We start from the raw sequence: 13599 nt of genomic DNA, 5'->3' as shown, positions 1-13599 counted from the left end.
ATAAGACCACCACTAGGAGGGTGTCCAAAAAGCCATTGGACTCCGTGTCCAATAAGTCACCAGACTCCATGTCCAATAAGTGACCAGACTCCGCGTCCAAAATGTCCATAGACATAACACGGATCGTCTAGTAGCCCACCCAACGCTGCTAGACGATCAGCCAAGCCGGGTGGTGTTTCCCCAGGTGATGTTGAAAACGATTGCCGGTATTGGCCTAATCGTCTAGCGTTTCGCTGAGGTTGCTAGACGATTCGAACTTTCGACAGCACTGAACCGGAGAATCGGTCCGCGCTGAAGCCAACTCCCACATCAGGCAAAGAAAACGCCCGCCGGGGCAAACCCAGCGGGCGGAGGGAACAGGGCCCTACTTCGCGAACTCCTCCACGATCGTGGCGTTGAACGCCGGCAGGTCGTCCGGGGTGCGAGAGGAGATGAAGCCGGAGTCGACCACAACTTCCTCGTCGACCCAGTTGGCGCCGGCGTTGGCCAGGTCGGTCTTGACGTTGGCTACGGAGGTGAGCTTGACGCCCTTGAGCAGGTCGGCATCGGCAAGGATCCAGCCGCCGTGGCAGATCACACCGATCGGCTTGCCGGCATCCTTGAACGCCTTGACCAGGGCGACGGCGTCGGCGTCGGTGCGGATGGTGTCGGCGTTAATGGTGCCGCCGGGCAGGATAAGCGCGTCGAACTCGTCGACGGAGGCGTCGGCAGTCTTGGCGTCGACAGCTACCTTCGCGCCCTTCTTGCCCTCGATCTCACCGGTCTCGGTGGAGACGACCTTGGTGGTCGCACCGGCGGACTCTACGGCCTCCTTCGGGGAGGTCAGCTCCGAATCCTCAAAGCCGTTGGTGGCGATGATCGCGATGTTCTTGCCGTTGAGGTCGGCCATGGTTTACGTCCTTTCGTCGATGAGTAAGTGCGGCGCCCACCGTACCTATTCTTCGTCGTTGATGGCGTGGGTGCGGCCCGGGACGTCGGGCTCTCCCTCGGCGTCGCCAAGCGGCACGCGGGTGGAGCCGAGGCCTTCCTTGACGGGGACCTTGGTGTTGGACTTCTCGCGCTTCGCCATGCTCATCATGTGGTCGCGCACGGCGAGGAAGGAAGACTTCGAGTCCATGGTTTGGGTCTGTTGCGTGGCCATGGCTATCTCGTCTGCGGTGATTTCACCGGAGCGCAGCGAGACCATCTCCGCCCAGTAGCGCAGCCACACCGCGGCGACGGCGGCGACCGGCACGGCGAGGAACGCGCCGACGATGCCGAACAGGGTGCCGCCCACGGCCACGGCGAGCAGGACCACGGCGGCGTGCAGGCCCATGGCCTGGGACTGCAGGATCGGGGAGAGAACGTTGCCCTCCAGCTGCTGCACGGCGATGATGAGGATCAGCACGAACACGGCGTTCATGAACCCGTTGGACACCAGCGCGATGATCACAGCCAGTGCGCCTGCGGAGATCGCACCGACGATGGGGATGAAGCCGGCGAAGAAGGTCACCACAGCCAGCACCGGCCACAGCGGCACGCCCAGGAAGATCAGGCCCAGGCCGATGAAGATGGCGTCCACCAAGGACACGATGGCCTGGGTGCGGATGAAGCCGGACAGGGTGTTCCAGGAGCGCATGCACACCTCGGTGAGGTGCCAGCCGGCGCGCACGCCGGTGTACTTGCGGACCCACGGCAGGAAGCGGTCGCCGTCTTTGAGGAAGAAGAACAGCAGCACGAGTGTCAACGCGAGCGTCGTGCCTACCGACGTAATCGCGCCGATGCCGGAGAACACCCCGGAGGCGATGTTCGACGCCTGGCCCTTCACAAACGCGGTGGCCTGGTCCACGGCCTGCTGGATGCGTTCCGGCTCGAGGAAGGTGAAGTTCTGTTCCTTCAGCCAGGCGATGATCTGGTTGATGCCCTGTTCCGCCTGGTGGCCGAGTTCGGTGCCTTGCGACTTCACGGTTGGCGCCATTGCGGCGATGATGCCGCCGAGGATGCCGAAGGTGCCGATCAGCGTGATGAACACGGCGAGGGCGGCGGGGATCTTGTGGTTTCGCATCCAGCGCACCGGCGGCCACAGCACGGTGGCCAGGATCAGGGCGAGCAGGATGGGAAGCAGGCCCATCCAGACCCATTTGAGCAGGTAGAGCAGGATCGCGGTGGCGGCGACGATGATGATGAAGCGCAGCGCCCATGCGGCGGCGGTGCGGCCGTCGGAGGCGATGATGTCGCCGCGGTCTACGGGCTCCTTGGAGAGCTCCTGGGCCGCGTCTGCCGGAGTGGGCAGCATCCGGACATCGTCGACGGCGGTGTCGAGTGCGCCGACGTAGTCGTTGTTTTCGTGTTTAGTCACGCGGTCATTGTGCCAGAGATGCTGGTTGATGCATATGTGTGGGGAGCCGGAGGGACGTCGATAGGCAAAATGTCCTAGACCACACGGCAATAAAAGTGTAGCGTGAACCACAAACAATACTCGATGTAAGAAAGGCCTGGACATGACCGTCTACCCGAACCCTGGAACTGAAGGCTCGAACGTGAAGTACCGCGAGCGCTACGACAACTACATCGGCGGCGACTGGGTCGCCCCGGTGGACGGCGAGTACTTCGACAACATCACCCCCGTCACTGGCGAGGTGTTCTGCCAGGTCGCGCGCGGTAAGGAAGCCGACATCAACCTCGCGCTCGACGCCGCGCATAAGGCCGCGCCCGCCTGGGGCAAGACCTCCCCGGCGGAGCGCGCGATGGTGCTGCTGAAGATCGCGGACCGCATGGAGGAGCACCTCGAGGAGCTCGCCGTGGCGGAAACCTGGGAGAACGGCAAGGCGGTGCGCGAGACGCTCGCCGCCGACATCCCGCTGGCCATCGACCACTTCCGCTACTACGCGGGTGCGCTGCGCGCGCAGGAGGGCCGCCTGAGCCAGATCGACGAGGACACCGTCGCGTACCACTTCAACGAGCCGCTCGGCGTGGTCGGCCAGATCATCCCGTGGAACTTCCCGCTGCTCATGGCCGCATGGAAGCTCGCCCCGGCGCTGGCTGCGGGCAACGCGATCGTGCTCAAGCCGGCGGAGCAGACCCCGGCGTCGATCCTGTACCTGATGGATTTGGTCGGCGACCTCATCCCGGCGGGCGTGCTGAACATCGTCAACGGCATGGGCGACGAGGCGGGTGCGGCGCTGTCCGGCTCCGACCGCATCGCCAAGATCGCCTTCACCGGCTCGACCGAGGTGGGCAAGATCATCAACAAGGCCGCGGCGGACAAGATCATCCCGGTCACGCTCGAGCTCGGCGGCAAGTCCCCGGCGCTGTTCTTCGAGGACATCTTTGAAAAGGACGACGACTTCAAGAAGAAGGCCGTCGAAGGCTTCGCCATGTTCGCGCTGAACCAGGGCGAGGTGTGCACCTGCCCGTCGCGCGCGCTGGTGCACGAGTCCATCGCAGACGAGTTCCTGGAGCTCGGCGTGCAGCGCGTCAAGCAGATCAAGACGGGCAACCCGCTGGACACCGACACCATGATGGGCGCGCAGGCCTCCACCGAGCAGATGAACAAGATCCAGTCCTACCTGGAGCTCGGCCCCCAGGAGGGCGCGGAGGTGCTCACCGGCGGCGGCGTGAACACAATCGACGGCCTGGAAAACGGCCTCTACATCGAGCCGACCGTCTTCAAGGGCACCAACGACATGCGCATCTTCCAGGAGGAGATCTTCGGCCCGGTGATGTCCGTGACCACCTTCAAGGATTTCGACGAGGCCATCTCCATCGCCAACGACACCATTTACGGCCTGGGCGCGGGCGTGTGGGCGCGCTCCGGCACCACGGCGTACAAGGCTGGCCGCGCCATTCAGGCTGGTCGCGTGTGGGTGAACCAGTACCACACCTACCCGGCGCACGCGGCGTTCGGCGGCTACAAGCAGTCCGGCATCGGCCGCGAGACGCACCTGATGATGCTGGACCACTACCAGCAGACCAAGAACCTCCTGGTCTCCTACTCCGAGCAGGAGACTGGCCTGTTCTAAGCAGTTGCTTCTCGACGTTTACGCCTCCGGTTGCCCACGCAGCCGGAGGCTTTTTCTTGGCATTGAACTGCAGGAACAAAGAAAGTTGCGTCGAGTGGGAACAACTTTGCCGCACGTGCCGTTGTTACCTATGAGTGCGACAGACTCAAGAACGTCGCCGCCGGTGTTATAGTGGTGGCCGTCAAGTTGAGTCGGAGCACATCAACTTACTGATAAACCACTTCTCAACAGGAGGAATAACTCTTATGGCACGTGCAGTTGGTATTGACCTTGGCACCACGAACTCGGTCGTCTCCGTCCTCGAGGGCGGCGAGCCGGTTGTGATCGCTAACGCGGAGGGCTCCCGCACCACCCCGTCCGTCGTCGCTTTCGCGAAGAACGGCGAGGTCCTGGTTGGCCAGTCCGCGAAGAACCAGGCTGTGACCAACGTCGACCGCACCATCCGCTCCGTCAAGCGCCACATGGGCGAGGACTGGACCGTGGAGATCGACGACAAGAAGTACACCCCGCAGGAGATCTCCGCCCGCACCCTGCAGAAGCTGAAGCGCGACGCTGAGGCGTACCTCGGTGAGGAGGTCACCGAGGCTGTTATTACCGTCCCGGCGTACTTCGAGGACGCTCAGCGCCAGGCCACCAAGGAGGCCGGCCAGATCGCGGGCCTCGATGTGCTGCGCATTGTGAACGAGCCGACCGCGGCTGCCCTGGCGTACGGCCTTGACAAGAACGAGAAGGAAGAGACCATCTTGGTCTTCGACCTTGGCGGCGGCACCTTCGACGTGTCCCTGCTGGAGATCGGCGACGGTGTCGTCGAGGTGCTGGCTACCGCCGGCGACAACGAGCTCGGCGGCGACGACTGGGACAACCGCATCGTCGAGTGGCTCGTGGACAAGTTCAAGTCTCAGAACGGCGTTGACCTGTCCAAGGACAAGATGGCGATGCAGCGTCTGCGCGAGGCTGCGGAGAAGGCCAAGATTGAGCTGTCGTCCGCACAGCAGGCCTCCATCAACCTGCCGTACATCACCGTGGACTCCGAGAAGAACCCGCTGTTCCTGGATGAGACGCTGACCCGCACCGAGTTCCAGAAGATCACCTCCGACCTGCTGGACCGCACCAAGAGCCCGTTCAACCAGGTGGTCAAGGACGCCGGCATGTCTGTCGGCGACATCGACCACGTGGTCCTGGTCGGCGGCTCCACCCGCATGCCGGCCGTGTCCGAGCTGGTCAAGGAACTGACCGGCAAGGAGCCGAACAAGTCCGTCAACCCGGACGAGGTTGTGGCGCTGGGTGCTGCTCTGCAGGCCGGCGTGCTGCGCGGCGACGTCAAGGACGTGCTGCTTCTCGACGTCACTCCGCTTTCCCTCGGCATCGAGACCAAGGGCGGCGTGATGACCAAGCTCATCGAGCGCAACACCACCATCCCGACGAAGCGTTCGGAGACCTTTACCACGGCTGAGGACAACCAGCCGTCCGTGCAGATCCAGGTCTTCCAGGGCGAGCGCGAGATCGCTTCCGCGAACAAGCTGCTCGGCTCCTTCGAGCTGGCAGGCATCGCACCGGCTCCGCGCGGTGTGCCGCAGATCGAGGTCACCTTCGACATCGACGCCAACGGCATCGTGTCCGTGTCCGCGAAGGACAAGGCCACCGGCAAGGAGAACACGATCAAGATCCAGGACGGCTCCGGTCTGTCCGACGAAGAGATCGATCGCATGATCAAGGACGCCGAGGCTCACGCCGACGAAGACAAGAAGCGCCGCGAGGAGCAGGAGACCCGCAACAACGCGGAGACCATGGCCTACCAGACCCGCAAGTTCATGGATGAAAACGGCGAGAAGCTGCCGGAGGACATCAAGGGCCGAGTCACCGAGGCCGCTGACGCTGTGGATGAGGCGCTCAAGGGCGAGGACCTGGATGCCATCAAGTCCGCCGTGGAGAAGCTGACCACCGAGTCCCAGGCAATGGGCACCGCGCTCTACGAGTCTCAGGCGAACGAAGGCGCAACCCAGGCTGACGCCGCAGCAGGCGACGACAACGTGGTCGACGCCGAGGTTGTCGAGGACGACGACGCAACCGATTCCGACAACAAGTAGACCCGGCCCAGCAACCGAGAAAGGAGGCGACCTCTGATGACGAACCCGCACAATGAGCAGATGCCGGACAACCCGGGCGCTCCGGAGGCCACGGACCCCGAGTACGTGTCCCCCGACCAGGCGGAAACGCTCGCCGACGAGGCCGCTGAGTCCGAGGCGCTTGCCACGGACGAAGACCCCCTCTTAGCCGCGGACGCCGAGCTCGAGGACGCCGCGAAGATCGCGGAGAACGAGATCGACCCGGATGTGGACGGGGATGGCGCAGTCAGCGACATCGAGCTGCAGCTGGCGGAGCGCACCGAGTCGCTCCAGCGAGTCAGCGCGGAGTACGCCAACTACCGCCGCCGCACCGAGCGTGAGCGCGGCGAGCTGGCCAACACTGCGAAGGCGAAGTTCGCCACCCAGCTGCTGCCGCTTCTGGACGACCTGGATCTGGCCGAGCAGCACGGCGACTTGGAGCAGGGCCCGCTGAAGGCGTTTGCCGACAAGTTCCGCACGATCGTTGCCGGCCAGGGCATCAAGGAGTTCGGCGCCGAGGGCGATGCGTTCAACCCGGAGATCCACGAGGCAGTGCAGGACCTGTCCCAGGGCGACACCAAGGCCGTGGGCACGGTGCTGCGCAAGGGCTACATGATCGGGGACCGCCTGGTGCGAAACGCCATGGTGATCATTGCGGATCCAGCCGATCCCGCCGAGCCGGCCGGCGAGCCAGAAGCCGACACCACCGAGTAACCAACACGCTCGGATGCCAGGGCCGGGGAATGAGGTAGCGCGGAGACCCACGCGGCCTCGTCCCCGGCCTTTGTACTTAGATAAATTAGTGAACAAACTTTAGCGAGACAGACTCAATACTCTTTGTAGAGGAAAGGAGGGTGCGAGATGGCTATGCAGCAAGAATGGGCAGATAAGGATTATTACGGCGACTTGGGCGTGAGCTCGTCGGCAAGCGCTGCCGACATTAAGAAGGCATACCGCAAGCTCGCACGCGAAAACCACCCCGATTCCAACCCCGGCGACAAGAAGGCGGAGGAGAAGTTCAAGCGGGTGGCCGAGGCGTACGACGTTATCGGCGACGAGCAGAAGCGCAAGGAATACGACCAGCTGAAATCCATGATCAGCTCGGGCGGCTTCGGCCGGTTCGGGCGGGGAGGAGGGTCCGGCTTTCCGGGCGGGTTTCGCGGCACGGAAGCGGAATTCGACCTCTCCGACATCTTCGGATCAGCCGCTGGTGGACAAGCTGGAGACAGCGGCCTTGGTGATATCTTCGGTGGCTTCTTTGGCGGCCGCGGCGGTGCTGGCAGGAACGCTCGGCCGTCGCGGGGGGCCGACGTCGAAACGGAAATAACCCTCGACTTCCGCGAAGCAGCCAAGGGCACGACCATCCCGGTCGAGCTCACCGGCGAGGCGCCGTGCACCACTTGCCACGGCTCCGGCTCCAAGGACGGCAAGACGCATACCTGCCAGACGTGTTCCGGTTCCGGCTTCATCCGCGAGAACTCCGGCGCGTTCGGCATGGCGCGTCCCTGCACGAACTGTGGCGGCACCGGCGAGATCATCGAGGACCCCTGCACCACCTGCGGCGGCACCGGCACCGTGCGGCGCACCCGCTCGATCACCGTGCGCATCCCCGCCGGCGTGATCGACGGGCAGAAGGTGCGCCTGGCAGGCCAAGGTGAGGCAGGCCCGAACGGCACGCCCGCCGGCGACCTGTTTGTCACCGTGCACGTGCGAGGCGACGAGGTGTTCACCCGCTCCGGCGACGACCTAGAAGTCACCGTCCCGGTCGCGTTCTCCGAGGTCGCCCTCGGCGCAACCATCACGGTGCCCACCCTGGACAACCCAGTGAAGGTGAAGGTCCCGGCAGGCACCCCGAATGGGCGCACTCTGCGCGTGAAGGGCCGAGGCATCCCGAAGCGCTCCGGCGCCGGCGACCTGATGGTAACCGTCGAGGTGAAGGTGCCCAAGGACCTGGATCCGTCCGCCACCTCCGCGCTGCGCGCCTACGCCCAGGCTGAGAAGGACTCCGGCTTCGACCCGCGCGCCGGGTGGGCCGGGCTCTAGCCCAGGAAGGAGGTGTAGACAATGGATGAAAAACAGGAGTACTTTGTCATCTCCGTTGCCGCCGAGCTCACCGGCATGCACGCGCAGACCCTGCGCACCTACGACCGGCTCGGCCTGGTCACGCCGATGCGCACCAAGGGCGGCGGCCGCCGCTACTCGCGCCGCGACATCTCCATGCTGCGCCGCATCCAGCACCTCTCCCAGGAGGAGGGCGTCAACCTCGCCGGCATTAAGACGATCATCGAGCTGTCCCAACAGATCGAGGACCTCCAGGACGAGCTGGAAACCCAGCGCGGACACAACGAGGAGCTGCGCCAGAAGCTGCAGTCCGGTGGGCGCCGGGGCGGCGAGCTCGTGCACGTCCCCCGCTCCACAGCGGTGGTCACGTGGGAGCCAGCTGCTTCTCGACGCCGCCGGCGCTCCGCGCGGTAGGTAGTTCTCCTTACGGGCGGTGCGCTCGGAGCCCATCAACGCGTGATTGTCTGGACGCAGGAGTGGTCGAACAACCCCACCGAACGGCTTAGCCGGGGAGATCCGCCGGCGCAGTCGCGTAAAGGTTTAAGGACAGTGGAGTAACTACGTCTGCGTAGAAATCAAGCCTTAGAAAATCGCAAAAAGGGGCGAGGACTTCAATAGTTCCTCGCCCTTTTTCGCTTAGCAAGCTCCCCCTACATCCTGTCCATTTGCTTTTCGGTATCAGTACGCAAATCCGCTTTATTCACCGATCGGTACCCGTTGGCGAAACCATTCAGAATTTTGACTACCCACCAAATCACCGCAATTACGATGAAAGCCAGGATCGCATAGACGAGAAATTCCTGCATCGAGAAATTAATTGTCGGTCTCCTATCAGGTACAGCAATTACGACAAATTCGCCGCAATGGTAAGGCGGCCAGTTATCTGACGCGCGATTGAGGAATCATTCGTATCCAATCTGTTACGTAGCGATCGGCACAAAACAACCAATGTTCTTTGGCGCCGGGGTGGCCACCAGAATGGTCAAGCCTAAGACGTCGCGCGAGGGGGTCGAGGAGGTCCCCTGTATACTCTCCCACTGAAAGCCCCGGAACGATCCCTGCGAAAGCACATCGCCGGGGTTACTGAATTTCCATCTTCAGCGATGATCATGTGGGAGCCAGCTGCTTCTCGACGCCGCCGGCGCAGCGCGCGGTAGCCGTCGGAGTCTTAAACTCGGCCGCATGACGACTCAGGCTGGCGCCCCGCCGCTGCTCAAAGAGACCGGTCCGTGGCGGTTCCGTTTCCCGGAAGTCATCCTGCTGGTTGCGGCGTTCGCGTGGATGGTGGTTGAGGACGCGAACAGTGAAATCAGCGCCGGTTTTGGGTTTGCACTGTTTTTCATCGCCCCGATGTTTCTGGGTGTTTTGCTGATGTGCATGGTGCTGGGCATTCCGCTGCAGCGCCAGCCGGTAAACAAGTTTTGGGGAGATGCCGCCTACGTCGTGGTGGGCGTTATCGTCGCAGTAATTTTGGCCAAAAGCGACAATCCGTACGGCGCGCTGCCGGCCATCATGCCGTACGTCGCCGCAGCCATAATTTTGACCGGGGTTTCCGCGGCGCTGCGGCGCGGAATTGCGCTCCTGGCGTGGAAGAGGAAGTGACGCGGAGGCTCGTATACTCGGCCGCATGATGGCAGGTGTCAGCGAACCGCCGCTGCTCAAGGACACGCGACCGTGGGGTTTTCGCATCCCCGAGTCTCTGCTGATCGCCATTTTGTGTGTCGCGTTTCCAGGCGTGGCGGTATTCGGCGGCTACGTTGTCGTCCCCCTGCTGGGGATGCTTGCCTCGGCGCTGCTCATCGGGCTTCCGCTGCAGAACCGCCGGGTGAACGATTTCATCGTTGATGCCGGCTACCTGGGCGTCGCGTACGTCGCCGGCCTGGTGCTGGGGCTGACCGGGTTTCCGTACGAGGATCAGTTTTGGCTCAACGCCACATTTGGTGCGGCGTCCATTGTGCTGCAGGTCGTCGGGTGGTCGGCGCTGATCCGGCGGGCTCTGGGATACCGGCAGTGGAAGTCGGACACCGAATGACAAAACGCCCGCGCAATGAACACGTGAGCGCGGGCGTTTGTGCTTAGAAAATTCGAAACGCTTCCTAGCCATGGAGGGCTAGGGGCTTTTTGAAGCCTCCACAACACTACATACGCCGATGTGTTTCCGCATTGAGGAGGCTACCGAGCCGGACTTAACCGCCGAACTCGATGGCCGCGGCACCGCCGATGTGGCGGAGGTTGGACTTGGCCAGGTTGAACAGGCGGCCGACGCCGCCCTCGAGGAAGGCGGTGCGGGCGCCGGACTTGGTGAAGCCCTTCATCATGTCCCAGGTGATTCCCGGCGGCAGGGAGAGTGCCTCCGGGTCGGTGACAATGTCCACGAGCACTGGGCCGTCGTAGGCCAGGGCCTCCTTGAGCACCGGCTCGAGGTCGTCCGGGTCCTCGATGCGGAAGGACTTAATGCCCACGCCCTTGGCAATCTCGGCGTAGTTGGCCTGCTCGTGGTCGGTGCCGAAGTACGGCATGCCGGCCACCATCATCTCCAGCTTCACCATGCCCAGCGAGGAGTTGTTGAAGCAGATCACCTTCACCGGCAGCTGGTGCAGCTTGATGGTGAGCAGCTCGCCCATGAGCATGCCCAGCCCGCCGTCGCCGGACCAGGAGATGACCTGGCGGTCCGGGAACGCGGCCTGCACGCCGATCGCCATCGGCAGCGCATTCGCCATGGTGCCGTGAAGGAACGATGCAGCCTCGTCGCGCTTGCCGTTCGGGGTGAGGTAACGCGAGGACCACACGTTGCACATGCCGGTGTCGACGGTGAAGTAGGCGTCGTCGTCCGCGAGCTTGTCCAGCACGGATGCGGCGAGCTCCGGGTGGATCGGCTTCTTGGACTCCGCTGCCTTGTGGGTGTAGTGCTTCACCACGTGCTCGAGCAGCTGGTAGTGGCGCTTGAGCATCTTGTCCAGGAACTTGCGGTCGGACTTCTCCTCGATGTGCGGGAGGATGTTTTCGATGACGCTCTTCACGTCGCCGACGACCGGGTAGTCCACCTTGGTGCGGCGGCCGATGTGGGTGCCGTCGATGTCGATCTGGGCGACGTTCTCGTCCGGCAGCCAGTCGGTGTACGGGAAGTCGGTGCCCACCATGATGAACAGGTCGGACTCTTCCATCGCGTCCAGGCAAGCGCCGTAGCCGAGCAGGCCGGACATGCCGACGTCGTACGGGTTGTCGTACTCGAAGTACATCTTGCCGCGGAAGGAGTGGCCGATGGGGGACTTGATCTTCTCCGCCAGGGCGAAGACCTCGTCGCGTGCGTCGCGCGCGCCGTAGCCGCAGAACAGGGTGACCTTGTCGGCCTTGTTAATCGCCTCCACTAGGCGGGCAGCCTCGTGCGGGTCCGGGTAGACGCGCTTGTTGGCGCCGGTGGCGTACACGGAGTCCGCGGTGTGCGGGCCCTCGGCGGTGTCGGCGGCGAAGACGTCGCCAGGCACGATCATCACGGACACACCGTTGCCAGCGAGGGTGTTCTGCAGGGCGTTGTGCAACACACGCATGCCCTGGTCCGCCTCGTGGACAACCTCGCAGTAGGAGGAGCACTCCTGGAAGAGCAGCTCCGGGTGGGTCTCCTGGAAGAAGGAGGAGCCGATTTCCATGGTGGGGATGTGGGACGCGATGGCCAGCACCTTCGCGCCGTTGCGGTGGGACTCAAACAGGCCCTGCACGAAGTGGGTGTTACCCGGGCCGCAAGAGGCGCCGCACACGGCGAGCTCATCGGCGGCGAGGGAATCGGCGCCCGCGGCGAAGGCGGCGGCCTCCTCGTTGCGCACGTGGACCCACTCGATGTCGCTTTGACGCACGGCGTCGGACAGCGGGTTGAGCGAATCGCCCACCAGGCCGTAAATGCGCTTAATGCCTTGATCCTCTAGGCGCTTGACTACTTGTTCTGCAAAGTTGGGCATTGTCTACCTAATTCTCCTTATAGGTGGTTTCATTCAACGTGCGCCATGGTAACGACATTTACGCAGGCGGGTCGGCGCGCTGTTGCAAAGCAGACAAGAACGCGGGGTCTGTGAAGTAGTCGGTGTGGTCGCCTCTCACACCCAGCACACGCTCGCCGCCCCACCCGATGTACGACGGTGAGGAGCCGAGCGCCGCCGTCGGCCCGGAGCGCAGCAGCAGAATCGGGTCTTCGGGGGAATCCACCACGTGCACCGTCGCCTCCGGCCCTGCGAGCGTCAGCTTTGAGACGTGCTCGCCAGACACGCCAGCGCTGCCCAGGATCCACAGGTCGTCCGCGAGCAACCCGTGCTGGTGCGCCGCCTTCGTGGCCAAAAGCGTGCCGTAGCTGTGGGACACCACGGTCTTCTGCGCGTCAGGGAAGCGCTCCTCCAGCGCGGCTTGGAACATGGCGAGGTCGTCCGCGCCGGCGTGGGCGCGGTGGGGCGAGGCAGCGTCCGTGAGCAGCGGGGGAGGGGCGTATCCCTGCCACACCACGACCGCGGCCCCGGTTTTCTCCGACAGCATCCGGGCCTTTTCCAGCTCGCCCGGCAGCTGCGAGGGTTTGCCGGTGGTGGCGCCTGCGACCATGGTGATCACGCGCGCCGGGTCCACCGCGTCGCCGACGAGCACCGTGCTCGCGGTCGGCCCGGCCTCCAGGAGAACGCCGCCGGCGTCCTCCACCGCGCGCAGCGTGGAGGCCGGCACCGTCTGCGCGTGCCGGGCGTGCAGGGATTCGAAGGACTCGTCCGGGTGGTCGAACAGCGGGTCGTAGTCCTGCTCTTTGCCAGATGCGCCCAACAGGGTCCGAGACAGCCTCAGGTCCAGCATCATGGACATGCCGTTGAGCCACAGCACGACACGTGAGTGGGAGTACATGCCGATGAACTCGGCGGCCTCGTCAAACTGCTGCTGCAGTGCGGCGGCGGCGACCAAAGCCACCGAGGCTTGCTCCAGCCGCTCGGCGCTTGCGCCTAGCGACGAGCCGTAGTCCGCAAACCTGGCCGCAGAGACCTCGAACGCGGGGCCGCGGAACCCGGAATCCGCAATCACAGCGGCTGAAAACGGCGCGTGTTCCGCCCTTTCCCGCGTACTCTCAGCGGCCAATCTGGTGGCGGCGGCCGCGGCGAACAATTCGGATGCGATCAGTGCTGGTTTGTATGTCATGGCGTTAGCTCCTTGCCGAATCGGGCATCTGCCTGCTCCACTTCGGACGCAAACGCGACGACATCGTGGAGGTGGGTGTCAAGGCGGGACGTGGTGTCGTCGACAAGCAAATGCTCCGTGTCCTGCAACGTTGCGAGCGCGGATGCGGAGCGCGACGGGCTTAAGTGGGCGGTGGGAAGGGCGCCGAAGCTGCGGATGCAGCTGCGGGCGGCACGTGCGGTCTCTGTGGTCAATTGAAGAAATGTCATGCAACGAACCATCCGCGAACGCAACAA

General features: G+C 63.9%; 12 protein-coding genes. 7 read left to right on the top strand and 5 right to left on the bottom strand.

Annotated features, from left to right (window positions below):
- Window positions 1-364: 364 nt before the first annotated feature.
- The gene (locus MHY23_RS10725; protein WP_181889175.1) at window positions 365-889 is read right to left on the bottom strand and encodes a type 1 glutamine amidotransferase domain-containing protein; all 525 of its coding nucleotides are present in this window, start codon (window positions 887-889) and stop codon (window positions 365-367) included.
- A 45-nt stretch (window positions 890-934) separates the two neighbouring features.
- Entirely contained in the window at window positions 935-2338 is a 1404-nt protein-coding gene (locus MHY23_RS10720; RefSeq protein WP_338026617.1) for an AI-2E family transporter, read from the bottom strand.
- A 142-nt stretch (window positions 2339-2480) separates the two neighbouring features.
- On the opposite strand from MHY23_RS10720, the gene MHY23_RS10715 reads away from it, so the two are divergent.
- The 7 genes from MHY23_RS10715 to MHY23_RS10685 all read left to right on the top strand — a co-directional run bounded on the left by MHY23_RS10715 (window position 2481) and on the right by MHY23_RS10685 (window position 10199).
- Window positions 2481-4001 carry an aldehyde dehydrogenase family protein gene (locus MHY23_RS10715; protein WP_239307547.1) on the top strand — a complete coding sequence of 507 codons (1521 nt, stop codon included), beginning with the start codon at window positions 2481-2483 and terminating at the stop codon, window positions 3999-4001.
- A gap of 245 nt (window positions 4002-4246) precedes the next feature.
- Window positions 4247-6088, top strand: a complete 1842-nt coding sequence (dnaK, locus tag MHY23_RS10710) for a molecular chaperone DnaK (RefSeq protein ID WP_239307546.1) — start codon at window positions 4247-4249, stop codon at window positions 6086-6088.
- 36 nt (window positions 6089-6124) lie between these two features.
- Window positions 6125-6820 (top strand): nucleotide exchange factor GrpE, encoded by a 696-nt coding sequence (gene grpE, locus MHY23_RS10705; RefSeq protein WP_181889172.1) that lies wholly within the window; start codon window positions 6125-6127, stop codon window positions 6818-6820.
- 147 nt (window positions 6821-6967) lie between these two features.
- Window positions 6968-8149: a molecular chaperone DnaJ gene (gene dnaJ / locus MHY23_RS10700; protein ID WP_239307545.1), complete on the top strand. Its 1182-nt coding sequence runs from the start codon at window positions 6968-6970 to the stop codon at window positions 8147-8149.
- 21 nt (window positions 8150-8170) lie between these two features.
- Window positions 8171-8581 (top strand): heat shock protein transcriptional repressor HspR, encoded by a 411-nt coding sequence (locus tag MHY23_RS10695; protein ID WP_070472076.1) that lies wholly within the window; start codon window positions 8171-8173, stop codon window positions 8579-8581.
- Window positions 8582-9349: 768 nt separating this feature from the next.
- On the top strand, window positions 9350-9769 hold the full coding sequence (locus tag MHY23_RS10690) for a hypothetical protein (protein WP_239307544.1): 420 nt from the start codon (window positions 9350-9352) through the stop codon (window positions 9767-9769).
- 25 nt (window positions 9770-9794) lie between these two features.
- Window positions 9795-10199 carry a hypothetical protein gene (locus MHY23_RS10685; RefSeq protein ID WP_239307543.1) on the top strand — a complete coding sequence of 135 codons (405 nt, stop codon included), beginning with the start codon at window positions 9795-9797 and terminating at the stop codon, window positions 10197-10199.
- Between the two features lie 154 nt (window positions 10200-10353).
- On the opposite strand, the gene MHY23_RS10680 is transcribed toward MHY23_RS10685, so the two are convergent.
- The 3 genes from MHY23_RS10680 to MHY23_RS10670 are packed head-to-tail and all read right to left on the bottom strand — an operon-like array spanning window position 10354 to window position 13572.
- Entirely contained in the window at window positions 10354-12120 is a 1767-nt protein-coding gene (locus MHY23_RS10680; RefSeq protein ID WP_239307542.1) for a pyruvate dehydrogenase, read from the bottom strand.
- Window positions 12121-12178: 58 nt separating this feature from the next.
- Complete coding sequence (locus MHY23_RS10675) at window positions 12179-13324, bottom strand: alpha/beta hydrolase (protein ID WP_239307541.1); 1146 nt, start codon at window positions 13322-13324, stop codon at window positions 12179-12181.
- Window positions 13321-13572, bottom strand: a complete 252-nt coding sequence (locus tag MHY23_RS10670; protein WP_239307540.1) for a hypothetical protein — start codon at window positions 13570-13572, stop codon at window positions 13321-13323. Before MHY23_RS10670 ends, MHY23_RS10675 begins: the two co-directional genes overlap by 4 nt.
- Window positions 13573-13599: the final 27 nt, after the last annotated feature.

This window comes from Corynebacterium sp. ACRQP, from assembly GCF_022345915.1.
Classification (GTDB): Bacteria; Actinomycetota; Actinomycetes; order Mycobacteriales; family Mycobacteriaceae; genus Corynebacterium; species Corynebacterium lehmanniae.
The sequence above is the reverse complement of the archived record's forward strand: the minus strand, read 5'-3'. Positions and strand labels throughout refer to the sequence as shown.

Coding starts and splice junctions, on each gene's coding strand:
- MHY23_RS10725 (WP_181889175.1), bottom strand. CDS start 889: ATGGCCGACCTCAACGGCAAGAACATCGCGATCATCGCCACCAACGGC.
- MHY23_RS10715 (WP_239307547.1), top strand. CDS start 2,481: ATGACCGTCTACCCGAACCCTGGAACTGAAGGCTCGAACGTGAAGTAC.
- dnaK (WP_239307546.1), top strand. CDS start 4,247: ATGGCACGTGCAGTTGGTATTGACCTTGGCACCACGAACTCGGTCGTC.
- grpE (WP_181889172.1), top strand. CDS start 6,125: ATGACGAACCCGCACAATGAGCAGATGCCGGACAACCCGGGCGCTCCG.
- dnaJ (WP_239307545.1), top strand. CDS start 6,968: ATGGCTATGCAGCAAGAATGGGCAGATAAGGATTATTACGGCGACTTG.
- MHY23_RS10695 (WP_070472076.1), top strand. CDS start 8,171: ATGGATGAAAAACAGGAGTACTTTGTCATCTCCGTTGCCGCCGAGCTC.
- MHY23_RS10690 (WP_239307544.1), top strand. CDS start 9,350: ATGACGACTCAGGCTGGCGCCCCGCCGCTGCTCAAAGAGACCGGTCCG.
- MHY23_RS10685 (WP_239307543.1), top strand. CDS start 9,795: ATGATGGCAGGTGTCAGCGAACCGCCGCTGCTCAAGGACACGCGACCG.
- MHY23_RS10680 (WP_239307542.1), bottom strand. CDS start 12,120: ATGCCCAACTTTGCAGAACAAGTAGTCAAGCGCCTAGAGGATCAAGGC.
- MHY23_RS10675 (WP_239307541.1), bottom strand. CDS start 13,324: ATGACATACAAACCAGCACTGATCGCATCCGAATTGTTCGCCGCGGCC.
- MHY23_RS10670 (WP_239307540.1), bottom strand. CDS start 13,572: ATGACATTTCTTCAATTGACCACAGAGACCGCACGTGCCGCCCGCAGC.